Below are 21512 nucleotides of genomic sequence, written 5' to 3'. Positions count from 1 at the left end.
GTGGCTGCGCGACGATCTCAGGTCGCCGGACTCGTCGCACGACGTTTCGTCAGGAGTCGTTTCATCTGCCTCAAAAGGCGAACCTGCGGCTCAATCCGGAAGAAGGCGCGACACATCCAGGAAACGAGGATCAAATGCGGTCCGCATCGGTATTACTTTCCCTGGCGCGTGCAAGCTCAGCAAAGGACTAATGTTCCCGGAGCATCTCTAGCGCTATACCTAGGTATATCACGCCGACACCAATAACATGTGATCATGCCGCCTCGCATTCTTGCCGGCCAAATGTCCCGATCATCAAATCGAAGCGTGCGAGGCTGTATTACGATATGATATTCTATCTTCTATCTCAGCAGCTTTGCAAATGAGCGCTCGCAAAAATATCTCTTCAGTCATGAGGGTTCGACGTCTGGCGTGCGTATTATAGCTATATCTATATCTAAATTTCACGAGAATAAGGTATTGGAAAAACAGGAAAAATACTGTTTACCTGTATATACAACTGATGTTGTCTGTGGCTGTTCTAAAACGTCAGGGGGATTGCACATGACCATCAGGATGGCCCTGCTCGGCAGCGCCGCCATCGTCGCGGGCTACGCCGCGCCGGCTCTCGCTCAGGCCGATCCGACACCGCAGCCAAAAGCACAAGTCCTGGGGGATGACAGCGACATCGTCGTTACCGGCTCACGAATCCGTCGGCAGGATCTGGCCGGGGTTGGACCGGCCACCGTGGTCACCGCCGAGCAGATCCAAAATACCGGCATCGTCAATATCGAAACCGCCTTGCAGCGTTTGCCGGCCAATGCCGGCTTCGCGGGCAACCAGACATCGGCCTACTGGACCAACAACGGTTATGGCACTGCTCAGGTCAATCTGCGCGGCCTCGGCATCAAGCGCACACTCGTGCTCCTCAACGGCCGACGCCTCGTCGCGGGCGGCACCGGCGCCAATTCCTCACCCGATCTCAACATGATCCCGGTCGTGGCGCTGGCACGCACCGATGTCCTCAAGGATGGCGCGTCCGCTATCTACGGGGCCGATGCCATGGCCGGCGTGGTCAACCTTGTCACGCGCACCGATTATGAAGGCCTGGGTCTCAGCGTCCGACAAGGCATTACCGAGCGCGGCGACGGCTCCGATCTCACCGCGGACCTACTTTGGGGCATTCGCAACGATCGTGGCGGGTTCATGGCAGCAGTCACCTACCAGAAGACCAGCGCCGTCAACATGGCCTCGCGTGCGCCCTGCTCGCTCGCTGAAACGACGCCGGGCTCGCTGAGCTGCGTCAACAGCGCCTCGACGATCGGCGGACGCGCGGTGCTGCCCAACGGCCAACAGATCAACTTCAACCAGGTACCCGGAGGGAACGGGAACTTCTACGAGCCTTACAGTCCCGCCAAGCACAACTTCAACTCGAACCCGTTTCTCAATGCGGTCAGCCCAGTCGAGCGCGTCAGCACGGCCTTCTTCGCGGACTATGCGCTGACCGACGGTATCCAGGCGTTCGGCGAGTTCCTCTATACGTTCCGCAAGTCGAATCAGATCGCGACACCCGGCACGCTGCGCAATCTCTCGATACCAGCCAGCAATCCGACCAATCCGACCGGCCAGAACCTGGTCCTGGCCCAGCGCCGCCTCGCCGAACCCGGCGCGCGCCACTTCTTCCAGGAGACCGATACCTGGCAAGGCACCTTCGGGCTGCGCGGCAAGCTGGCGAACGACTGGGCCTGGGAAGTCGCGGGCAGCTTCGGGCGTAACACGGCCGTCGACGGCTCGACCAACATCGCCAATCTCGAGCGCGTCGCGAACACGCTCGACAGGAGCAAATGCTCCAGCACGGCGGGCGCGGCCATCCCCTGCGGTGACTATCTTGGGTTCGGAGACCTGACACCTCAGGTTCTGGATTATATTCTGTTCACCTCGCGCGATCGCGGAGGCAACGAACTCGGCACGGTCACGGCTGACCTCAACGGCGATCTCTTCTCCCTTCCAGCCGGCGCGGTGTCCTTCGCCACCGGCGTGGTCTATCGGCGCGAAAAAGGCTGGCGCGATCCCGACCCGTTGACGGTGCTCGGCGTGGCGAACGTCAATCAGCAGGATCCTATTTCGGGCTCGAGCACCGCCAAGGAAGCCTATCTCGAGCTATCGGTGCCGGTGCTTGCCAACACAGCTTTCGCCAAGGCGCTCACGCTCGATGGCGCAGTCCGCTACTCAGACTATAATCTCTTCGGGAGCGACTGGAATTACAAGCTCAGTGCCGACTGGGTAGTCAATGACAGCATCCGTCTGCGCGGCACTTATGGGACGGGCTTTCGCATTCCCAACGTGCCGGAGCTTTTCGGCGGCGTCTCGGAAGGCAATCTGACCACGACCGATCCCTGCTCGCGCTACACCTCCAGCGGCAACGTGACCTTGATCGCCAATTGTCAGGCGTCCGGTGTGCCGGCCAACTATACGCAGCTCGGCACCACGATCCTCACCACAGTGGGCGGTAACCAGAGCCTTCGGCCCGAAAGCTCCACGACCTGGACCGTTGGTACGGTGATATCGCCGCGCGGCATCATCCCAGGGTTGTCGCTGACGGCAGACTGGTTCGACATCAAGATCAAGGACGCGATCCGGGCCATTCCCGGCTCGACCAAGCTCGCAGTCTGCTATGCGAGCCAGAACCTGTCGCACCCGTTCTGCAGCGACTTTACGCGCAGCGCGCTGACCGGCGAGGTCACTTACCTCTCCGCCCAGCCCATCAACACCGGCCGCGAGGAGATGAATGGTCTCGATCTGGGTCTGGTGTACAGTGGTGCGGTGGGCGAGGTGAAGATCTCCTTGGATCTCAACATGACCTATCTCAACAAATATGTCGTAAACCCCTTCCCCGGCGGCGCGCCGATCTATTTCGACGGGTTTATCGGGGGCGGCAATGGCGGCTATCCGAAATGGCGTGGTTATGGCGTGCTGACGGCGGAAAAGGACGGCATCAGCGCGACCTGGTCGACACAATGGATCGGCAAGGCGACCGACTTCAACGCATCGGCCGGCGACATCGGCTACCGCACGCCGAACGTCTTCTACCACAATCTTCAGCTTGCCTTCGCGATCGACGAGAAGACACGTTTCCAGATCGGGGCCGATAATCTGTTCGACCGCAAGGCGCCCTATATCCAGAGCTTCACCGATGCCAACACCGACACGATGACCTATGATCTGCTCGGACGGCGCTTCTACGCCGGCTTCCGAACCGCGTTCTGAAGGGCAGCACATGGCAATTCGCTGGCCTTTGGTCATCCGCCGGACGCACAAGTGGCTGGCCCTGATCGTCGGCGTCCAGGTTCTGCTCTGGACGCTGACCGGCTTCTATATGGTGGCCGTCCATATCGACATCATCCATGGCGACGATCTGGTCCGCCCACCGGTCGTCGCCCCCATCGACCTTGCGAGCTTCGTCCCGCCGGCGCGGATTGTTCAATCGGCTCCCGACGCGTCCGAGATCCGCCTGCAACGGTTCATGGATCAGCCCGTCTGGCGCGCGCAAACCTCGGGTGGTCCAAGACTCTTCGATGCAGGTTCGGGACAGCCCATCCCCGATTTGAGCGAGGCACAAATCCGCGCCGCCGCTCGGCGCATCTACAGCGGCACCGGGGACATCGTCGCAGCCCGGCTGCTGACGACGGCGCCACTGGAAATGCAGGCGCGCAAGCCTCCCTATTGGCAGGTCGAATTCGATGCCTGGAACCGGCCAACCCTGTATCTCTCTCCGCAGACCGGTGAGCTGATCTCGCGCCGCCATGCGCTGTGGCGCGTGTTCGATTTCGCGTGGATGCTGCACATCATGGACTATGACGATCGCTCCGACGTCAACAATCCGCTGCTGCGCGTGGCGACCTGGAGTGCCCTTGCCATGGCGCTGGCCGGGGCTTGGCTGCTGCTTTGGTCGTTCCCGCGGCGCAGGAAGAAGAAGGCATGAAGAAAATCCGGTTCACCCCGCTCTTTTTTCGGCGCATCCACAAATGGGTCGGCCTGATCCTGGGCGTGCAGTTTCTCCTTTGGGCTCTGAGCGGCTCGATGATGGCCTTGCTCGATCAGGAGAAGGTCGGCGGACACAGTGCGCAGGCCAGCCATCAGCACGCCCTACCTGCCGGTGACTATATTGCGCCGGCAAAGCTCGCTCTTGATGGTCCCGTGCTCGGCATCGCCTTGCGGTCCCTTGCCACACGCCCCGTCTACGAGCTTCGATCCACCACGGGCACGCGGCTAATCGACGCGACGAGCGGCGCCCCGGTTCGGGTCGACGAGCAGGTCGCGCGCGACGTCGCGACGATGGTGAATGAAGCACCGATCCGCAAGGCAACGTTGCTCGCCGAACCGAATGTGGAAGCGCGCGAGCACGAAGGCACCATGTGGCGACTGGATTTCGCGGACGCAGAGAACAGCAGCGCCTACATCTCCGCCGACACCGGCCGATTCCTGGTCATGCGCGGCGACACATGGCGCACCTGGGATTTCTTCTGGATGCTCCACAATATGGACTATGTGAACCGCACCAGCTTCAATCACCCGCTGATCGTCTTCGTTGCGTTCGGTACTTTGTGGCTGTCGGGGACGGGCTTCTACCTGCTGTTTAAGAGCTTCAGTCGCGCCGACGTGCGATGGTTGCGGCGCAGGCGCAAATCGGCCGTCAAGTTGGGCGCGGGCTGATCGCTAGGTCCCAACAGAAAAAGCCGCCGATAGCTCGAACCGATTGCCCGGGTGCGTGAGCCAAGCGTGCGATACGAGACGTCCGCGACTCCAGGTTCTGCGCGTCATCATTAGCACTGGTTCTCCTTCAGCGAGGCCCAGCATTGTTCGCATGGCTGTATCCGGCATCGCCGCGCACACCCGGTGCTCTACTCGCTCGAGCGGGGCAACACGTGTCAGATATTCATTCGGCGTCGAGGCGCTGAAATCCCTCTCTCCGTAGCGTGGCGCAGCAGATGCCAGCACAAAGCGCTCCTCGACCTGAATTGGGAATTCGGTCTCGTGATGGACGATAAGCGAATGGAAGAGGCGCGTGCCCAAGCCGACTTCCAGCAGAGCTGCCCTTTCCGCATCAGCCCGTATCTCGATATTATAAATGACGCGCGCGCGATAGGCGTGGCCCCTGCCGCGCACCTCCTCCGCGATGTTGCGGATCTCGATCAGCTGCCCGATCGGCCGGGGCTCGGCGACAAAGCTGCCCCGCCCCGCCCGCCGTACCACGACACCGGCCGATTGCAGTTCCCGCAACGCCCGGTTTGCGGTCATGCGCGAGACTTTGAACGTCTCGACGAGCTCGGCCTCTGACGGCGTCTGGTCGCCGGGCTTCAGGCGACCTTCCCGGATGTCCTCGAAAATGCTGTCTTTGATCGCCACATAGCGAGGTTGCTTCTCCGCACCGGCAGCGTCGACCGCGGGTTCGCCCACAGAAGCAGCTTTCGTCCGGGGAGCGGATGCGCGGCTATGGGGGCGAGCGGGAGCATGCATCAAATGACTATACAGGTGGGGGCGAGCAAGTCCCAGTCATTCAAACAGGAAATCACCAGCGAGAGCCGAGGCGTGCGTGATCAATGCCGCGCGAAGACCTTCTGGCCCGAACTGCCGAACGACACCACCGCATAGGGTTGGCGGGCGGCGCCTGCCACTTCCATGCCCTCCGAGCCGATCGGCATCCCCGCCACCGCAATGCCTCTGACGCCTACGGGACGGGTTGCCAGCAGGCGCTTGATATCGGCGACCGGGACATGGCCCTCGATCAGATAGCCATCAACCATCGCGCTGTGGCAGGATGCCAGCGTGCCCGGCATGCCGGCCCTCCGCTGAAGCGCCCCGCGCGACGCATCGTCGCGCATGACGACCGTGCGGCCCAGCTTCGCGCGAAGCGCCTGGGCCCACTTCTCACAGCATCCACAACCCGGGTCCCGGTGGACGACGACATCATTCGCCGCAAGCGCTGCGCCGGGCAGGGCGAGGAACAGCAAGGCGGCAGAAAGACGGGTCTTCATGAACGGCTCCCGGAAGCATGCGATAGGGTTCCTAATGATCTATACGCATTGATGCCCCCTACCCCTCATCACGCTGAAGATTTCACGATGGCGCGCGGCCTCCAGGCGAGCGGCAAGGACACAAGCAGCGCCAGCGACAGACCACCAATCCCCCACAAGACTAAGTGCTGCGCCCCGGGAGCGACGACGGCGATCGCCAGCGGCGCGAGCGCCTGCCCGATGCTGGCGGCGGAATGCTGGAGACCGAGCTTCAGACCCGAAGGGGCTGCCGCACCGCTGATCCAGAAGCTGGTGACCAATCGAAGGGTTGCCGAGCTCCAGCCGGCAGCAACGATGATCCCACTGAGTTCGGCCATGCTCGCGGCGACAGGGAACAGGAAGAGCGCCGCAGCCAGCAGGCCGAGCGTCAGCCCCGCAAGCCGCCTCGGCATGGTCACCAGCCAATCGAGCCTCGCATGGAAGATCTGTGCTGCCAGCATGCCCAATCCGCAGAGACTGAGCATCCAGGCGATCTCTTCGCGGCTCAGCGAAATGACGCTCCGCGTCACCAGGAGATTGACATGCATCGCCGCCAGCCCGCCGCCCGCGACGATCGTGACGAAAAGCAGGATCAGCGTCGCGCCGAGCGTCGGCGCGGGCAGGTCTCCGCCATCGATGCAAGGTGCACACCAGCGCGGCAGACGCACGGCGCAAAGCGCCGCCCCGACGGCACCGATGCCGAAAGCGAGGATCATGAGGGGAGCGCGGGGCAGGATCGCGGCCGAGACCTCCGCCACCAGCGGACCGGCGAGATCGCCCAGAAACAAGAAGGCGGTCAGCCAGGTGAAGCGCCGCGCCTGGTCCGCGCGCTCGTTTGCGGCAAAGCTCGCGCAGAGCAAGCCCAACGGTATGATGGCGGCCGACGCCATCCCCGCCACCAGGCGCAATGCATAAAGCTCAGGCAGCCCGACGAGGCCGATCGGCGCGGTCACCAGGGCGAGGATGACCAGCGCTGCGCGCAACATCGCCCGATAGTCGACCCGGTCCGCGATCCAGCCCCAGAGCGGCGCCGCCAGCAAGGCTGCCAGGGGATGGACCGCGGTCAGGCTCGCGACATGAAAATCATGAGCGCTTGACGATAGCGCGCCACGAGCCGGGTCGACCAGTGCCGGAAGGAAGGCGAGAATGGCCGTCTGTCCCGCCGACGCCGCAGCCGCCGCGAGCAACAAGACGAAAAAGGAGGCCGGCCAGCGACCGTTGGCTTGCGATCCAGCCTTGTCACGCGGCGCGTTCGCGGTCGACCCCTCGAGTGGCCATCCGCGGATCACCACCAGGCGCGCAAGCCGATCACCAGCCTGTGTTCGGAAGGCCCTTCCCCGCGCAGGCGACGGAAATCGGCCGTGCCGTCAAATGCGCGCTCCCAGACGAAGCCGATATAGGGCGCGAACTTGCGCGACACCTCGTAGCGCAACCGTCCGCTCAGCTCGACATTGCTGAAGCCGCTGCCGAGCTGCCGATCGCTCGACCGCTTCGAATAGATATTGGTCTCCACCTGCGGCGTAAGGATCAACCGATTGGTGAACAAGACCTCATAGGACGCCTTGGCGCGCGCCGCGAGACGCCCATCGGTTCCTACATAGCCGGTGAGCTGGACGTCGAACCAATAGGGCGCCAGTCCCTCGACGCCGGCGGCCAGCCAGGTGGTCGCACCCTTGCCGAGATCCTGCCTGACCCCGAGCAGCGTGCCCCAGAACGGGTTCTTGCTGTGCCACCACAGCGCCTCGACGCTGCTCTCCGGATCGAGACGTTGGTCGCGGGAGTTCTTGAGCCCCTGGCTGCGCAGCCAGAGCTTGTCATTGTCCTGACCCTTGGTGACGAGCACGGTCCAGCCCACGCCCTGACCCTCGTTGCCGCTGGTGAACTCAAGCTCATCGACAAGTATCTTGGGGATTGAGAGCTTGTCGGCCATCTCATAGCCCGGCAGCGTCGAGTTGCGGTAGCCGTCGGCATAATCGTCCGAGTTGCGCGCGTCCGGCGGGGCCTGGCCGCCCTGCATCGAGCCCATGTCCATCGTGGCGCCGTTACCGGACGCCTTCGTGTCGGTCATATCCATGCCCGGCATGTCCATGCCCGCATGGTCCTGAGAGCCTTGCGCGGAAGGGGTGTGCTGAGCGGGAGTGGCCGTTTGGGCAGGGGTGGCGGCGGGCGACGGGGGCGAGGCATCCTGCGCGAGGGCGGGAGCCGTGATCGCCGGCGCCAGGAAGAGGGCAGCGCCAAGAGCGATGCCGCGCGAGGGGAAAATCCGGATCATGCGACCACCACCTCCCGGAACATGCCGGCCGCCATGTGATAGAGCAGATGGCAGTGGAAGGCCCATCGGCCCATGGCGTCGGCGGTGACGCGGAAGCTCACCCGCTGGGCGGGCTGGACCACGACCGTATGCTTGCGGACCTGGAAGGCGCCGTCCGGGCCTTCGACATCGCTCCACATGCCGTGCAGATGCATCGGATGCGCCATCATCGTGTCGTTGACGAAGGTGACGCGCAGCCGCTCGTTTGGCTTGAAATGAAGCGGCCTGGAATCGTTGAGCTTGATGCCGTCGAGCGACCAGATGAACCGTTCCATATTGCCCGTCAGATGCAGCTCGATGTCGCGCTCGGGCTCGCGCGGGTCGGGATCGCCGCCCGGCGTGCGCAGATCGGCCAGCGTCAGCACGCGCCAGCCGCGCCCGCGCAGCCCGGCGCCGGGATCGTCGAGATTGGTGCGCGGATAGTCGACGCGCATGTCGGTATTGGCGCCATATTCGGTGCGGGCGTGCCGTGCCCTGGCCGGCATCTCGGTCATGCCGTGCCCGGCATGCGCGTCGCCTCCCATTGCGCCCATCGTCGCCATCGCGCCCATCATGTCGACCGGCTCGAGCCAGGTCCGGGCATCGAGCGGCGGCACGGCTGCCGCCATGCCCGGGGCCGGTGCGATCGTGCCACGCGCATAGCCGCTCCGATCGATCGCCTGCGCGAAGATGGTGCGGGCGCCGCCCTCGGGCATGGTGAACTCGACGTCGTAGGTCTCGCCCGGGCCGATCCGGAATTCCTCGACCGTGACCGGCTCGACCGGCTGCCCGTCGGTCGATACGACCGTCAGCTCGACCCCGGGGATCCGCACGTCGAAGAACGTCGCCGTCCCCGCGCCGACGAAGCGCAGGCGCACGCGCTCGCCGGGCGCGGCGATACCGGTCCAGTTGCCGGCGGGCGGCGCGCCGTTCATCAGATAGGTGTAGGTCGCGGCAGAGACATCGCTGTAGTCGGTCGGGTTCATCCGCGAGCTGTTCCACATCCGCCGCCGCTCGAGCGCCTTGCCCAAGCCCATGGTGCCGACATCCTTGAGGAAATCGCCGGCGGTCGGCTGCGCAAAATTATAGTAGCTGCTCTGCTTCTTGAGATTGAGGAAGATCTGCAGCGGCGGCTCGTCCGACCAGTCGCTGAGCACGATGCAATAGTCGCGATCGGGCGCCCGCGCCGTCGGCACCTGTTTTGGCTCCACGATGATCGCTCCATAGAGTCCCGTCTGCTCGGCGAGCGTGTGAGCGTGATACCAGTAGGTTCCGCTCTGGCGGACCTCGAAGCGATAGGTGAAGGTCTCGCCCGGCGCGATGCCGGCAAAGCTGATGCCGGGCACGCCGTCCATCTCCGCCGGCACGATGATGCCGTGCCAATGGATGCTCGACATCTCCTTGAGGCCGTTGCGTACGCGCAGCGTGACCGTGTCGCCTTCGCGCAGGCGCAGGACCGGCGCGGGCACGCTGCCGTTCACGGCGGTCGCGATACGGCGTTTGCCGGTGAAGTTGACCGGCAGCTCGGCGATCTCGAGGTCGAACTCGGTCCCGCTCAGCTCAGCGGGCAAGGTTGGTGCGGATCGCGCGAGAAGCGCCGGGGCGAAACCGGCGACCGCGCCGCCGATCGCCAGCCCCTGGACGAAACGGCGCCGCGCGATCGGCCGGATATGTAAGGGAGACATGAACTGTACTTTCGCGAAGTCGGCTTCAGGCGAGGTCGAGGACGATCCGGCCCTCGATGTCGCCATGATGCATGCGGGAGAAGACGTCGTTGATGTTCTCCAGCTTGTCTGCATGGACCGTGGCCTTGACCTTGCCCTCGCCGGCGAACGCCAGTGCCTCGAGCAGATCGAGCCGCGTGCCGACGATCGAGCCGCGCACGGTAATGCCGTTCAGCACGGTGTCGAAGATCGACAACGGGAAGTCGCCCGGCGGCAGGCCGTTGAGCGCGACCGTGCCGCCGCGCCGGACCATGCCGAGCGCCTGCTGGAACGCCTTGGGCGAAACGGCGGTCACCAGCGCCCCGTGCGCGCCGCCAATGGCTTTCTTGAGCGCTGCCGAAGGGTCCTCGTTGCGCGCGTTGACCGTCAGTGTGGCGCCAAGGCGTGTAGCGAGGTCGAGCTTGCTATCGTCGATGTCGACCGCGGCCACATTGAGACCCATGGCTCGGGCATATTGCACCGCCATGTGGCCGAGCCCGCCAATGCCGGAGACGACCACCCACTCGCCGGGTCGGGCCTCGGTGGCCTTCAATCCCTTGTAGACGGTGACGCCCGCGCAGAGGATCGGCGCAATGTCGAGGAAGTCGACATTGTCGGGAAGGTGACCAACATAGTTGGGATCGGCGAGGACATATTCGGCAAAGCTGCCATTGACCGAATAGCCGGTGTTCTGCTGTTCGTGGCAAAGCGTCTCCCAGCCACCCAGGCAATGCACGCAGTGCCCGCAGGCGGTGTAGAGCCAGGGCACACCGACCCGGTCGCCTTCCTTCACATGGGTGACGCCGGCACCAACGGCGGCGACATGCCCGACGCCCTCATGGCCAGGAATGAAGGGCGGGTTGGGCTTGACCGGCCAGTCCCCTTCTGCCGCGTGCAGGTCGGTATGGCACACGCCGGTTGCCGCAATCTTGACCAGGACCTGCCCGGAGCCGACCGTCGGGATCGGCGCGTCCTCGATGACCAGGGGCTTGCCAAATTCGCGGACGACCGCCGCCTTCATGGTTTTCGCCATGTCCGTTTCTCCTTTTAAGCGGGGGGTCAGAATAGGCCGAGCGCGTGCTCGTCATAGGAGACGAGCAGATTCTTGGTCTGCTGATAATGATCGAGCATCATCCGGTGGTTTTCACGCCCGAAGCCCGATGCCTTGTATCCGCCGAAGGCGGCATGGGCGGGGTACTGATGATAGCAGTTGGTCCAGACCCGCCCGGCCTCGATCGCGCGGCCGAGCCGGTAGGCGGTGTTGCCGCTCCGGGTCCAGACGCCCGCGCCAAGACCGTAGGCGGTGTCATTGGCAAGTGCGATCGCCTCCTCGACCGTCTTGAACGTGGTGACCGACAGGACGGGACCGAAGATCTCCTCCTGGAAGATGCGCATGTGGTTCTGACCCACGAACACGGTCGGCTGCACGAAATAGCCCTGGTCGAGCGCACCGCCCGGCAGCGCCCTGGCGCCACCGACCAGACACTGCGCGCCCTCGGCCTTGCCGATATCGATATAGCCCAGGATCTTGTGGAGCTGGTCCTCCGACGCCTGCGCGCCGACCTGGACCGACGGGTCGAGCGGATCGCCCTGGCGGATCGCGGCGACGCGCGCCACGGCGCGCTCGATGAAGCGGTCGAAGATCGACTCATGGATCAGGGCGCGCGACGGGCAGGTACAGACCTCGCCCTTGTTGAAGGCGAACAAAGTAAAGCCTTCGAGCGCCTTGTCGAAGAAGGCATCGTCCTCGTCGAGCACGTCCGCCATGAAGATGTTGGGCGACTTGCCGCCAAGCTCCATCGTCTGGGGGATCAGATGGTCCGCCGCGGCGTGCATGATCTGCTTGCCGGTGACGGTCTCGCCGGTGAACGAGACCTTGGCGATGCGCGGATTGGCGGCGATCGCCTGGCCAACGGTCCGTCCCGGGCCGGTAACGACATTGAGCACGCCGGGCGGCAGGATGTCGGCGGTGAGCTCGGCGAACATCAGCAAGGTGAGCGGCGTCTGGGATGCGGGTTTGATGACGGTGCAGTTGCCCGCCGCCAGCGCCGGGGCGATCTTCCACGCCGCCATCAGCAGCGGGAAGTTCCACGGGATGATCTGGCCGACGACGCCGAGCGGCTCGCGGAAATGATAGGCGATGGTGTCCGCATCGATCGTCGAGATGCCGCCTTCCTCCGCCCGGATGCAGCCGGCGAAGTAGCGGAAATGGTCGATCGCGAGCGGCACGTCGGCAGCGCGCGTCTCGCGGATCGGCTTGCCATTGTCGATCGTCTCGGCAAGTGCCAGCAACTCCAGATTGTCTTCGAGCCGGTCGGCGACGCGATTGAGAATCCTGGCGCGTTCGGCGGGCGCGATCCTTGCCCATTGATCCTTGGCGGCGTGCGCCGCATCGAGCGCGCGCTCGACATCTTCCGGCGTCGACAGCGCGAACTCTGCGATCTGGGCGCCATTGATCGGGCTCGTGTCGGCGAAATACTCGCCGCCCGCAGGAGCGCTCCAGCGGCCTCCGATGAAATTATCATAGCGGTGTCGGAAGGAGGCCGCCGCGTTAATGGTCCCGATCGCCTTCTCGAACATAACCTGACTCCATCTCTATCGATGGCCTGACGGAGTAATCTCTTTGCCCGGGTGGCCTATAAGTAAGTTCCGCAGAAGGTAGTCTGGTATCGGGGTCGCGGGCTTGAGGGTCAGACACGCCAACAGAGCCGATGACTATTCATCGACTCCTGAACGTATTCGCGCACGCCTGATCGGAATTATGCCGAGACAGGCGTTACTCGGCCGAGTCTTCTTTTGGCGAGGGCGGCGCTTGGCATTCCAATTCTGGCGTTACGCCCGGACGCGCTTTAGGCTCACCCAATCGCCTTTCTGAAGCGTCCCGTCCCTCACGCGGAAATGAGCATAATGGTCGTCGAAAATCTGGTCGACTTCGACATGACCGACAAGACGGCGGTGGCGCGGCGTTGCGTGATAGACTTCGAGTATCTGCCCGATGTGCGCGCCATCGGCCTTACCCAGGCAGGCCACTGTGCCGCCCGCATCCATACGGACGATCTTGCCGCGCATGAACAAGCTATGGCCGATACCCTGTGCGAGGAGCGGCGTGCTGCCAAAGAGCAGAAAGCCAACAGCAGCACCGACGCCAAGATGTTTTCGCATCGCTGTTTCCTCTGTCAAGTCAGACGCTCGGACCCGGTTTTGAAAGCTGGGAGCACGGGGCGACGCTGGGCATCGTCAAAGAACTGGCCCGCCGCGGGGGAACGGCGGGCCCTCAGCCCCTGGGGTCTGTTCTCGGGGCTGGAAACCTCACATGTCGCTCATCGGCTTGTCGGCCATGGGCTTGGCGGTCTTCTTCTTCGCCGCCGGCTTGGCCTTCTTCATCGGCATCTTGCAGCAGCCACTCTTCGCCTTACCGGCCATGCCCGAGCCGTTCGATGCAGGCGAGCCGCCGGACATGCCGGCCATCCCCGACATGCCCTGTTGATCCTGCTGGGCCGGTTGCCCCTGCTGCTTCTGCGCGCCGGCCTGATGATCCTTCATCATCTGATCGTGCATCTGCTGCCCGCCATGATCCATGCCCTGCTGGTGGGCATGGGCCGGCGCAGCCTGCGCGGGCGCGGGCGTCGACTGGGCGAGAGCGGTGCCGGCGGCGAAGGTTAGCGTCGCGAAGAGGCTGACGGGCGCCGCGAGAAATGTCGTCTGTCGCATTGAGGGTCTCCGAGTGTTCTTCCTGTTGCCCGATCGACGTTCCGATCCCGGCAATTCCGAAGCTTCAATGCTGCTAGCGAGACGCTGTCTGTATACGTAAGTTACGAATCGAAATCCGATCGGCCGTGTGCCTGCTGGAGCAGGCGCGTAAAATGATGATCCGGGATCGATCAAAAATGTGACCCGGCCTGGTTTTCTCGTCCTGAGACCGGCCAGAAAAGCGATTGGCCCGCCGTGGGAACGGCGGACCAAGGCTTCGGTTGAAAGCGGCCATGATCTTGTCCGTCAACCTTGTCGTCTGATGGAATGATGGCAGGGTCAGCAACCACCGTCCGACCTGTGTGACATGCCGGAGGCGCCGTCCTGGTCCTGCGAATCCCGCATCGCCATTCGATGGCCCTGCATCATCTGGCCGTGCATCTGCTCCTTACCGTGAGCCATGCCCTGCATGTGGGCAGGATCGGGCTGGGCAGGCGCCGGCCTGGCCTTGAGGGTCTCCTCAAGATCGGGCATGCCCGGCGGCATCCCGTCCGCCAGCACCGGTCCGGCACTGACGGCGAGGAAGCCGAGAGCTGCGAGCGAAGCGATCATTGCCGTCTTCTTGCGCAAGTATCCATTCCTTCAAGTCTGGGTTTCCCGTTCGATCGAGCATATGCCCGGTCGATTGTCGCCCCTTCCGGAGCTTGCCCGTGAAATGGTGTCACCTTCCGCCTTGCTGTATACGTAATGTGCGAAGTCCGTCTCTGAGATGGCCATAAATTATCGCACTGGCATCGTTGTTGTGCCGATGTGTAACTATGGTTCGGACTCGAGAGCAGGACAGGTCGGCAACAGTGACTAATCCATGGCGGCCAGCAGACGCTCGAGAGGAATAGTGGCAAAAGTGGTGAAGCTGTCAGCAATGGCATAAGGCAGTACCAGCACCCGATTATGTACCATCGCGCCGCAGCTGTAGGCTACGTTTGGCACATAACCTTCGCGCTCATCCATGTCCGACCGCAAAAGCGGTAGCTTCGTCCGCGCCAGCAGCTTCGAGGGATCGTCACGGTCCAGCAGGCACGCCCCGATGCAATAGTTCCGAACGGCGCCGACTCCATGAGTTACGACCAGCCAGCCTTCGTCGATCTCGATCGGCGATCCGCAATTACCGATCTGGACAAACTCCCAAGGCCAGCGAGGTTCGATGGCTTTCGCTCCGCCACTCCAGTCGTGAATGTCCGCGGACGTCAGGAACCAGATATTTTCGTTATCCTCGCGCCCAAGCATGGCAAAGTGCCCGGCAATGCGTCGGGGGAAAAGCGCCATGCCCTTGCTACCGGTGGCATCCCCACGCAGCGGTCTGAGTTCGAATGTCCGGAAGTCCGGCGTGGACAACAACTCCTGCCGGACGGACTGGCCGCTAAATGCCGTATATGTACCGAAATAGGTGGCTCGGCCATCGTCGTCCAGGAAGCGGACCAAGCGAAGGTCTTCGATGCCACCACGCTGGCTGGGGGTTGTCGGAAAGATCACGATCTCCGAGAGATCGTGGCTGCCATCGCACTTGATCCGAATGCCCGCGTCCGGCCCGTCCTCGCCGGAGATGTTTTCAGTCTCCAGCACGAGCGGCATGGGGCTCGGAGGATTGATTGCTATGGTTCCGTCCGCGGCGCAAAACCCGGTGCGAAAGGTGACGGAGGAGATATGCCCCTCGCCCACGCCTCGCAGGGAAAGAATGAATCGGAGAGAGTTTTCAGGTACAGCAGACTGATCAGGATGCAGGACGATGCTCGGATTGAAAAGCGCTGCTGCCTCATAGGAATATTCGTTGCAAAAATGGGCACCGATCAAGAGCGCCTGTTCATGGGTGACCTCGCAATCACAGACGATGATGCCATCAACCTCGTGGAACCGCCGCAAAAACAGGGACGGAACCTCACGATGCCTTCCCGAGAAATCATCAAGAATGCGTTGCAACTCATCGTGGAGCGATGCTGGGTCGAGCGCCAGGACGCGGTCGGCGATGCGCTGCGCACGTGGCTGATCCGGTACCGCATATTTATAGGTTTCCGTCGACGGCATATAGGGTCTGATCACTACCCTTGCTGGATTGGGGCGGAGCAATTCGGGTAGCCGGTTGACAAATTCGGCGGTTGACACTGACTTCTCCAATACAGATCGACCGTGGAGCGTTCACGCAATCGTAAAGATGGTGCTCGGCATTACCCGACTATCGGGTGGCGGCACGGAAGGCTCCGGCGATGGCGGGTGCGATGATTTCCGCCGTTGCCGGATACTCGGACTTTGTGCCACGTGCCATGATCGCTGTCCTGGCGTAGTTGTCGGACACACAAGCTGTGACCGGGGGCTCTGGCCTGAACGTGACTATGTGGGGCACGTGCGAAGCGCGCCGCTCAGCTCGACATGTCCGCCATCGTTCGGCAGCTCGCCGCGCATTTCTTGCAGGTGGCCGAGCAACGCGCGATCCGCTGGTCCGCGCTATGGCGTCCGCATTCCTCGGCGCAGCGCTCGCAAGCGTCGGCGCAGGCGCGGCAGACGATGCGGTGCAGGGCAGATTCCCGCAGCATCGAGTTGGCGGTCGCCTGGCACAGTTCCGCACAGTCGTTCAGCATGGCGATCAGCGACGCCGTAGCTGACGCGCCGCCTTGCTTCGTCAGCCAAGCGGCGGTTTCCAGGCACATGCGGTGCGAAGCCACGCAATCGTCGATGCAGTCCGTCATCGACATCGCCATCCCTTCCATTCGATGCTGCTGCGCCGCCGCCGGCACAGCCAGCGTTCCGGCGGCGGCAAGGCCGGCGCCGGCCATCAGCAATTCGCGTCTCTCGATCATCATGCACCTCCCATCTGCTATCCCTTGAGCGCTGTGCCGCATCCGGCGGCCTCAGCCGTCGCAGGCGACCCATCCGACGCCGCACGCGCCTTCTCCCGCGCCATCCGGGTTTCCTCCCAGGGCCAGTGGCCGTTGATCTCGACCCCGAGCGAGATGCTCAGGAAGGTCCGCACCAGCACCAGCCCGGCCAGAACGATGAGATCGTCGAGCGTTGGGTTGATCACCAGCGACTTGACGATGTCGCCGGCGACCAGAAATTCCAGGCCGAGCAGGATGCTGCGGCCGAGCGCCGAGCGGAACGCGCTATAGGCCTCGGTTCGGTCGCCCGCCCTCGCCCGCCGCGCAAACAGAAAGGTTGCGAGCCCCGCGCCGACCAGGATGGTCAGCGTGCCCGCCAGTTCCAGGCCGATCACCGCGAGCCGGAAGAAGGCGCTCAGCCAGTCGGCCTCAATGGTGATCATACCAGCCTCGCTTGCGGATATTGTTGAAGCTGTCGGTGGCGTGACAGGCATAGCATTGGTCGACGCGCGCCTTCGATCCGGCTGCGCGCTGCGAGACCATGCTGAAATGCTCCATGAAGTGACTCGGCGGCGCCTTGTGGCACTCGGCGCACTGCGTCGAATTGACCGATGGATGGCGGTAATTGGCGATCTTCCAGCTGTCGGTCTTGTGGCAGCTCGCGCAGTCGGTGCCGAACAGGCCCTGGTGCGGATCGCGGAACGCATGGCAGCTCGCGCAATTGAGCGCGGTCTCGGGGGTCAGGCTTCGAGTGTTTGTCGACATGCCCGCCAAAGGCTGCCGCCACTTCGCCATGTCGAGCAACGCGGCGTGATCCATGCGGATGATGCCGCGCTCTCCCTCATGTTCGACGTGGCAGGAGGTGCACTGCGTCGCTTTCGCGTGGAACTGCGTCGACTGCTTCGTCCCGAAATCGGTGCCCGCATGGCAGGTGAGACAGGTCCGGGTTTCGACGCCCTTGCCCGGCGTGTGGCAGGCCGTGCATTGGCCGGCAAAGGACTGGTGCGCGCTCGAGAGCGGGCCGGGCGAGACGAGCTGCGCCACCAGGCCGGCATCCCTCGGCGCGTCCGATCGCATCCGGATCGCGACCGCGGCGACCATCACCAGCAGGGCTGCGATGAAGACGGCGTAGGAAAGACGCTGCCAGCTCATAGCCAGCGCAGCCCGTAATAGATCGCCGCGCCGACGTGGAGCGCGAGCAGCGCGAAGATGAGACAGCCCAGCAGGATGTGCAGGAACCGCCACCGCGCGAACAGGGTGTTGGTTGCCTCTTCGGCACGGATCGCGAATTCGGTATCGGCCAGCGCTGCGGCGATCCCCGCCTTGTCCTGGGGGCGCTGGCCCGCGGACGCATCCCCGGCGACGAACAGATAGCGCTTCCAGCCCGACAGCGGCGGGGCTGCGGTATCGGCCTGCGTCGGCGCCGCCGGCTCCTCGAGGAAGGCGGCGCGAAGCGAGGCCAGTTCTGACCTGCGTCCGCGCAGCGCCCGACCAAGCTGGGCAAGCAGGTAGCGGCCGATGAAGCCGGTGATGACCGTCATCAGCAGGAGGACGGTCAGAAGCAGGCCGACCGGGCTTTCGAGCTTGTGCGCGGCGTGGACCAGACCCAGGATCGGCGCCAGCACGCCGGCATAGATGTGGATGGCGAGCAGGGTTGGCTTGCTGACGACCCGGGAGAGCGCCTTGTCGACCCAGGCGATGTGCTTGGCCGCGACATAAGGAAGCGTCAGCAGCATCAGCACGAGCGCTGCGATCCCGATGATCCCGCCGGCCAGGCTACCCGGAAAGCGGGGCGACACATGCACGAGATAGCCGAACGGGAACAGCAGCAGGAACGCGACCAGCAGGCCCACGGCAATGTCGCTGCGTTCGCGCATCAGGCTTCGACCACGAGCGGCGTGCCCGTCCCCTTCGCCTGGCACGCGAGCACATAGCCTTGCGCCTTGTCGGCGGGCGCAAGGCCGGATTCGACCTCCATCGTCACTTCGCCCTGCAGCAGCTTGACCACGCAGGCGCCGCATGTGCCCGCACGGCATGCATAGGGGATCTCGACGCCCGCGCCCTCGGCCGCCTCCAGCACGGTCTCGTCCGCGGGCAAGGCCGCCGACACCCCCGACACGGAGAAGGTCACCGTGCTCGGCGCCACCTCGGCGCTCGGGGCCGGCTTATCCGCTGGCGGGGGCGCGGGCTTGACCTCGAGATCCTCGTGGTCGGCCGGCAGCGAGGCCGGACCGAACGCCTCGGTGTGCAGCTGCGCTTCGGGGACGCCGAGTTCCGCCAGCACGCCGCGCATCGCGCCCATCATCGCCGGCGGGCCGCACATATGGATGCGCCGGCTCGCGATCTCCGGCACCGCGGCCAGGATCATCTCGCGCGTGATCGGCCCTTCGGGGCCCATCCAGACGGTGCCGGGCGCGCGCTGCATCGCGGCGACGACATGGAGGTTGGGAAAACGGCGTTCGAGCCGCTCGAGCTCGTCGCGGAACACGAATTCCTCGGTCGACCGTGCGCCGTAGAAGAAGAAGATATCACCCTTCCACGCGGTGTCGGTGAGATAGCGCAGCACCGACATCATCGGGGTGATGCCGACCCCGCCCGCGATCAGCACGATGCTCTGGGCATCCGTTCCCGTGAAGGTGAAGGCGCCGAACGGTCCGCTGACCTTCAGCAGATCGTCGGCGACGACCTTGTCGTGCAGGTATCGCGAGACCACGCCCTGCTCCTCGCGCTTGACCGTCAGTTCGACATAGGCCCGCTGGGTCGGCGAAGAGGCGATCGTGTAGGAACGGCGCGCGGTCTTGCCCGCTTCGGGCTCTACCTCGACCTGCAGGAACTGGCCCGGCAGGAAGTCGAACGGCAGCCGGTCGGCGGTCGGGTCCGCGAGCCGGAAGGTCAGCACGCTCGGCGTCTCTCGCACGATCTGGACCACGCGCAGCTGCCCCGCCCAGCTTTTGGGCTTGCGCAGCGACGCCCCAGCGGGTGCGGCCGCATTGCTCGGCGCGAGCCCGGCGCTGTCGGCAACGGGTGCAGGCGCGGGCGCAACCCTGGTAGCGGGAGGGGCAGCCTTCGGCTCCGGCTTTGCTGGAACCTTGGCGGTGGCGACACCGCCGGCGATCGCCCCGATCCGCCGCAGGCGGAAGATCTGCAGCGCGATAAGCGTGGCGCTCACCAGCCCCAGGAACAGCATGAGAAGGAGGTGCGAGGGCGAGATGCCGAACCAGTGATCGGCATGGCCGGGCGCGGCCTGGTCGATGTCGAGCTGATCGCGCAGCCAGGCAAGCCCGACCTCCCGGGGCGGCTGCAAGCCCCCGATCGCGCCCTGCGCGGCGGTGCCGGAGCGGAACAGGTCGGTTCCCTCGCGCAGGCGCCGCGCCGCATCGAGCCGGGCCGAGACCGTGGTCGCACGCGCGCCGTCGGCCGAGGCGGCGTTGATCATCGCCAGACCCGTGCTTACCCGTTCGCCGGCCTGCGCAGCGACCCGCTGCCTTGCCGCTTCGTCAAGCGCGGGAAAGGCGAGCAGCTGCGAGATGAAGCCGGTCCGGCGCGATTCGTGGCCGTGCTCATTCTCCCCTTCCCCATTGATCATGCGATCCATCATGGGGTTCATCATCTTCGCCATGTCCGACGACCCCGGCTCTGCCGGTGCGGACATGCCCCCGCCGGCCGGCATGCCTGCGCCATGATGCGCGGCATGATCCTCGCCCTCCTGCGCGCCCGCGCTCGCGGACAGGCTGAGAGCGATTGCGCAGCCGAGGCTCAAGCGTCGAAGGCTGATCCGCCTGGACATCCTCATCCCCTTAGTGTGCGAGCCTACATATCCTTCATCGGCATCGCCGCATTGCCCGGCGCGGGATCGGGTGCCGGCGCGGTCTGGTTGCCGGCCCCGGCGCGCATCGCGTCATGGTCCATCGCCTGACGGTGATGCCGCTCCATCTCGGCCTGGTTGCTCATCGCGTCCATCGGCGCCGCGTCTGCAGCGTTGCCGCTGTCGGTCAGGACCGGGGTGGCGGCGACGCTGTTCGCCGCGGGCGGCACCGTCTGGTCGGCTTGGCGGTCGCAGCCCGAAAGCGCGAGCGCCAGCAACAGGCTTCCGCCGACAAGTGGAAGGGCTTTCTTCGCATGGTCGATCATGGCTTTGCTCCTTGGCTTGAAAACTGTGTCCGGGCGCCATCCCTGGCGTCCGGACCGGCTCATTGCGCGCTGCGCAGAATCCGGAGACACCGGTCGTGCGAGAGGTTCATCGGGTTGCGCCCCTGCCCCTTCATCTCGCCATGATCATGCGGCGTCTGGAGACCCATATTGCCCTCCATCGCCCGGCAACTCTCGACCTGCGCCGAGGTCGGCCGCGTGGTCACACAGGCGCCTAGAAGCAGCGCCGGCGTGAGGACGGCGATCAAACGCATTTTCTTCATGACAAAACCCCTTTCGCTCGTGGTGATCGTTCGTCCTGCGCTGCCTGATGTTTCTTGTTATGCTGCTGGTCTTTCCGCCGCGCCGTCAGGAAGGCGAGGATCGGGCAATCGGAGACCGGCACTTCGCCCGGGCATTCGTCGGCGAGCATCCGCAGCATGTCGCGGATATCCGACAGGCGCTCGAGCCGGGCTTCGGCGTCCGCGATCTTGGCAAGCGTGATATCGAGCACGGCCTGGGCATGCGCGGTGTCCGACGCCCTGAGCGCCAGCAGCTGCCGGGCCTGTTCGAGTGTGAAACCAAGCTCCTGCGCCGAGCGGATGAAATTGACGCGCTCGAGGTCGGTCGCGTCGTAGAGCCTGTAGCCCGCTGCCGTGCGCGCGGGCTCGCGCAGCAGGCCCATCCGCTCATAATAGCGGATCGTATCCCGCCCCACGCCTGCGGCCGCGGCCAGTTCGCCGATCTTGAAATTGCCCATGTCATCCGCTCGATCATGCCGGTTGGACCATGGTCCAGG

At 64.4% G+C, this 21512-nt stretch carries 22 protein-coding genes; 3 read left to right on the top strand and 19 right to left on the bottom strand.

Annotated elements, in window-relative coordinates; translation table 11 throughout:
* The first annotated feature begins 543 nt into the window (after nt 1-543).
* Genes L8F96_RS16475 through L8F96_RS16465 form a run of 3 tightly spaced genes read left to right on the top strand, consistent with a single transcriptional unit; the run spans nt 544 to nt 4692 of the window.
* Nucleotides 544-3246: a TonB-dependent receptor domain-containing protein gene (locus tag L8F96_RS16475; RefSeq protein WP_015449259.1), complete on the top strand. Its 2703-nt coding sequence runs from the start codon at nt 544-546 to the stop codon at nt 3244-3246.
* Nucleotides 3247-3256: 10 nt separating this feature from the next.
* Nucleotides 3257-3961: a PepSY domain-containing protein gene (locus tag L8F96_RS16470; protein ID WP_015449260.1), complete on the top strand. Its 705-nt coding sequence runs from the start codon at nt 3257-3259 to the stop codon at nt 3959-3961.
* The gene (locus tag L8F96_RS16465) at nt 3958-4692 is read left to right on the top strand and encodes a PepSY domain-containing protein (RefSeq protein WP_004213137.1); all 735 of its coding nucleotides are present in this window, start codon (nt 3958-3960) and stop codon (nt 4690-4692) included. Before L8F96_RS16470 ends, L8F96_RS16465 begins: the two co-directional genes overlap by 4 nt.
* A 3-nt stretch (nt 4693-4695) precedes the next feature.
* Here the strand turns inward: L8F96_RS16465 and hutC are convergent, their stop codons facing one another.
* The 19 genes from hutC to L8F96_RS16370 form a co-directional block, all read right to left on the bottom strand.
* Nucleotides 4696-5385, bottom strand: coding sequence for a histidine utilization repressor (hutC, locus tag L8F96_RS16460; RefSeq protein WP_230588639.1), 690 nt, complete (start codon nt 5383-5385; stop codon nt 4696-4698).
* Nucleotides 5386-5576: 191 nt separating this feature from the next.
* The gene (locus L8F96_RS16455) at nt 5577-6014 is read right to left on the bottom strand and encodes a DUF411 domain-containing protein (protein WP_004213035.1); all 438 of its coding nucleotides are present in this window, start codon (nt 6012-6014) and stop codon (nt 5577-5579) included.
* 68 nt (nt 6015-6082) lie between these two features.
* On the bottom strand, nt 6083-7324 hold the full coding sequence (locus tag L8F96_RS16450; RefSeq protein WP_015449261.1) for an MFS transporter: 1242 nt from the start codon (nt 7322-7324) through the stop codon (nt 6083-6085).
* Entirely contained in the window at nt 7318-8304 is a 987-nt protein-coding gene (locus tag L8F96_RS16445; protein ID WP_015449262.1) for a copper resistance protein B, read from the bottom strand. Before L8F96_RS16445 ends, L8F96_RS16450 begins: the two co-directional genes overlap by 7 nt.
* Nucleotides 8301-10007, bottom strand: coding sequence for a copper resistance system multicopper oxidase (locus L8F96_RS16440; protein ID WP_015449263.1), 1707 nt, complete (start codon nt 10005-10007; stop codon nt 8301-8303). Before L8F96_RS16440 ends, L8F96_RS16445 begins: the two co-directional genes overlap by 4 nt.
* A gap of 25 nt (nt 10008-10032) precedes the next feature.
* Nucleotides 10033-11058 carry an alcohol dehydrogenase AdhP gene (gene adhP, locus L8F96_RS16435; RefSeq protein WP_334656695.1) on the bottom strand — a complete coding sequence of 342 codons (1026 nt, stop codon included), beginning with the start codon at nt 11056-11058 and terminating at the stop codon, nt 10033-10035.
* Nucleotides 11059-11084: 26 nt separating this feature from the next.
* Nucleotides 11085-12605, bottom strand: coding sequence for an aldehyde dehydrogenase family protein (locus L8F96_RS16430; RefSeq protein ID WP_015449264.1), 1521 nt, complete (start codon nt 12603-12605; stop codon nt 11085-11087).
* A 252-nt stretch (nt 12606-12857) separates the two neighbouring features.
* On the bottom strand, nt 12858-13187 hold the full coding sequence (locus L8F96_RS16425) for a hypothetical protein (protein WP_004212674.1): 330 nt from the start codon (nt 13185-13187) through the stop codon (nt 12858-12860).
* A gap of 147 nt (nt 13188-13334) precedes the next feature.
* Complete coding sequence (locus tag L8F96_RS16420) at nt 13335-13736, bottom strand: hypothetical protein (protein WP_015449265.1); 402 nt, start codon at nt 13734-13736, stop codon at nt 13335-13337.
* A gap of 318 nt (nt 13737-14054) precedes the next feature.
* On the bottom strand, nt 14055-14345 hold the full coding sequence (locus L8F96_RS16415) for a hypothetical protein (RefSeq protein WP_007406388.1): 291 nt from the start codon (nt 14343-14345) through the stop codon (nt 14055-14057).
* Nucleotides 14346-14573: 228 nt separating this feature from the next.
* Complete coding sequence (locus L8F96_RS16410) at nt 14574-15875, bottom strand: glycoside hydrolase family 130 protein (protein ID WP_438830636.1); 1302 nt, start codon at nt 15873-15875, stop codon at nt 14574-14576.
* A gap of 254 nt (nt 15876-16129) precedes the next feature.
* A complete protein-coding gene (locus tag L8F96_RS16405; RefSeq protein ID WP_015449267.1) occupies nt 16130-16570 on the bottom strand; it encodes a four-helix bundle copper-binding protein in 441 nt (146 codons plus the stop codon).
* A 14-nt stretch (nt 16571-16584) separates the two neighbouring features.
* A complete protein-coding gene (locus L8F96_RS16400) occupies nt 16585-17028 on the bottom strand; it encodes a DUF1622 domain-containing protein (RefSeq protein WP_007406411.1) in 444 nt (147 codons plus the stop codon).
* On the bottom strand, nt 17015-17737 hold the full coding sequence (locus tag L8F96_RS16395) for a hypothetical protein (protein ID WP_007406380.1): 723 nt from the start codon (nt 17735-17737) through the stop codon (nt 17015-17017). Before L8F96_RS16395 ends, L8F96_RS16400 begins: the two co-directional genes overlap by 14 nt.
* The gene (locus tag L8F96_RS16390) at nt 17734-18462 is read right to left on the bottom strand and encodes a hypothetical protein (RefSeq protein ID WP_007406424.1); all 729 of its coding nucleotides are present in this window, start codon (nt 18460-18462) and stop codon (nt 17734-17736) included. Before L8F96_RS16390 ends, L8F96_RS16395 begins: the two co-directional genes overlap by 4 nt.
* On the bottom strand, nt 18462-20372 hold the full coding sequence (locus L8F96_RS16385) for a 2Fe-2S iron-sulfur cluster-binding protein (protein WP_030089529.1): 1911 nt from the start codon (nt 20370-20372) through the stop codon (nt 18462-18464). The genes L8F96_RS16390 and L8F96_RS16385 overlap by 1 nt, the downstream gene beginning before the upstream one ends.
* A gap of 23 nt (nt 20373-20395) precedes the next feature.
* Nucleotides 20396-20716: a hypothetical protein gene (locus L8F96_RS16380; protein WP_007406382.1), complete on the bottom strand. Its 321-nt coding sequence runs from the start codon at nt 20714-20716 to the stop codon at nt 20396-20398.
* Nucleotides 20717-20775: 59 nt separating this feature from the next.
* Nucleotides 20776-20997: a hypothetical protein gene (locus L8F96_RS16375; protein WP_007406426.1), complete on the bottom strand. Its 222-nt coding sequence runs from the start codon at nt 20995-20997 to the stop codon at nt 20776-20778.
* Nucleotides 20994-21473: a heavy metal-responsive transcriptional regulator gene (locus L8F96_RS16370; protein ID WP_007406417.1), complete on the bottom strand. Its 480-nt coding sequence runs from the start codon at nt 21471-21473 to the stop codon at nt 20994-20996. Before L8F96_RS16370 ends, L8F96_RS16375 begins: the two co-directional genes overlap by 4 nt.
* Nucleotides 21474-21512: the final 39 nt, after the last annotated feature.

The organism is Sphingomonas panaciterrae, assembly GCF_036890205.1.
Classification (GTDB): Bacteria; Pseudomonadota; Alphaproteobacteria; order Sphingomonadales; family Sphingomonadaceae; genus Sphingomonas; species Sphingomonas panaciterrae.
The sequence above is the reverse complement of the archived record's forward strand: the minus strand, read 5'-3'. Positions and strand labels throughout refer to the sequence as shown.

Excerpts from the sequence above, each read along its gene's own strand:
- L8F96_RS16475 (WP_015449259.1), top strand. The coding sequence starts at position 544 with ATGACCATCAGGATGGCCCTGCTCGGCAGCGCCGCCATCGTCGCGGGC.
- L8F96_RS16470 (WP_015449260.1), top strand. The coding sequence starts at position 3,257 with ATGGCAATTCGCTGGCCTTTGGTCATCCGCCGGACGCACAAGTGGCTG.
- L8F96_RS16465 (WP_004213137.1), top strand. The coding sequence starts at position 3,958 with ATGAAGAAAATCCGGTTCACCCCGCTCTTTTTTCGGCGCATCCACAAA.
- L8F96_RS16455 (WP_004213035.1), bottom strand. The coding sequence starts at position 6,014 with ATGAAGACCCGTCTTTCTGCCGCCTTGCTGTTCCTCGCCCTGCCCGGC.
- L8F96_RS16445 (WP_015449262.1), bottom strand. The coding sequence starts at position 8,304 with ATGATCCGGATTTTCCCCTCGCGCGGCATCGCTCTTGGCGCTGCCCTC.
- L8F96_RS16440 (WP_015449263.1), bottom strand. The coding sequence starts at position 10,007 with ATGTCTCCCTTACATATCCGGCCGATCGCGCGGCGCCGTTTCGTCCAG.
- adhP (WP_334656695.1), bottom strand. The coding sequence starts at position 11,058 with ATGGCGAAAACCATGAAGGCGGCGGTCGTCCGCGAATTTGGCAAGCCC.
- L8F96_RS16430 (WP_015449264.1), bottom strand. The coding sequence starts at position 12,605 with ATGTTCGAGAAGGCGATCGGGACCATTAACGCGGCGGCCTCCTTCCGA.
- L8F96_RS16425 (WP_004212674.1), bottom strand. The coding sequence starts at position 13,187 with ATGCGAAAACATCTTGGCGTCGGTGCTGCTGTTGGCTTTCTGCTCTTT.
- L8F96_RS16420 (WP_015449265.1), bottom strand. The coding sequence starts at position 13,736 with ATGCGACAGACGACATTTCTCGCGGCGCCCGTCAGCCTCTTCGCGACG.
- L8F96_RS16405 (WP_015449267.1), bottom strand. The coding sequence starts at position 16,570 with ATGATGATCGAGAGACGCGAATTGCTGATGGCCGGCGCCGGCCTTGCC.
- L8F96_RS16400 (WP_007406411.1), bottom strand. The coding sequence starts at position 17,028 with ATGATCACCATTGAGGCCGACTGGCTGAGCGCCTTCTTCCGGCTCGCG.
- L8F96_RS16395 (WP_007406380.1), bottom strand. The coding sequence starts at position 17,737 with ATGAGCTGGCAGCGTCTTTCCTACGCCGTCTTCATCGCAGCCCTGCTG.
- L8F96_RS16390 (WP_007406424.1), bottom strand. The coding sequence starts at position 18,462 with ATGCGCGAACGCAGCGACATTGCCGTGGGCCTGCTGGTCGCGTTCCTG.
- L8F96_RS16385 (WP_030089529.1), bottom strand. The coding sequence starts at position 20,372 with ATGTCCAGGCGGATCAGCCTTCGACGCTTGAGCCTCGGCTGCGCAATC.
- L8F96_RS16380 (WP_007406382.1), bottom strand. The coding sequence starts at position 20,716 with ATGATCGACCATGCGAAGAAAGCCCTTCCACTTGTCGGCGGAAGCCTG.
- L8F96_RS16375 (WP_007406426.1), bottom strand. The coding sequence starts at position 20,997 with ATGAAGAAAATGCGTTTGATCGCCGTCCTCACGCCGGCGCTGCTTCTA.
- L8F96_RS16370 (WP_007406417.1), bottom strand. The coding sequence starts at position 21,473 with ATGGGCAATTTCAAGATCGGCGAACTGGCCGCGGCCGCAGGCGTGGGG.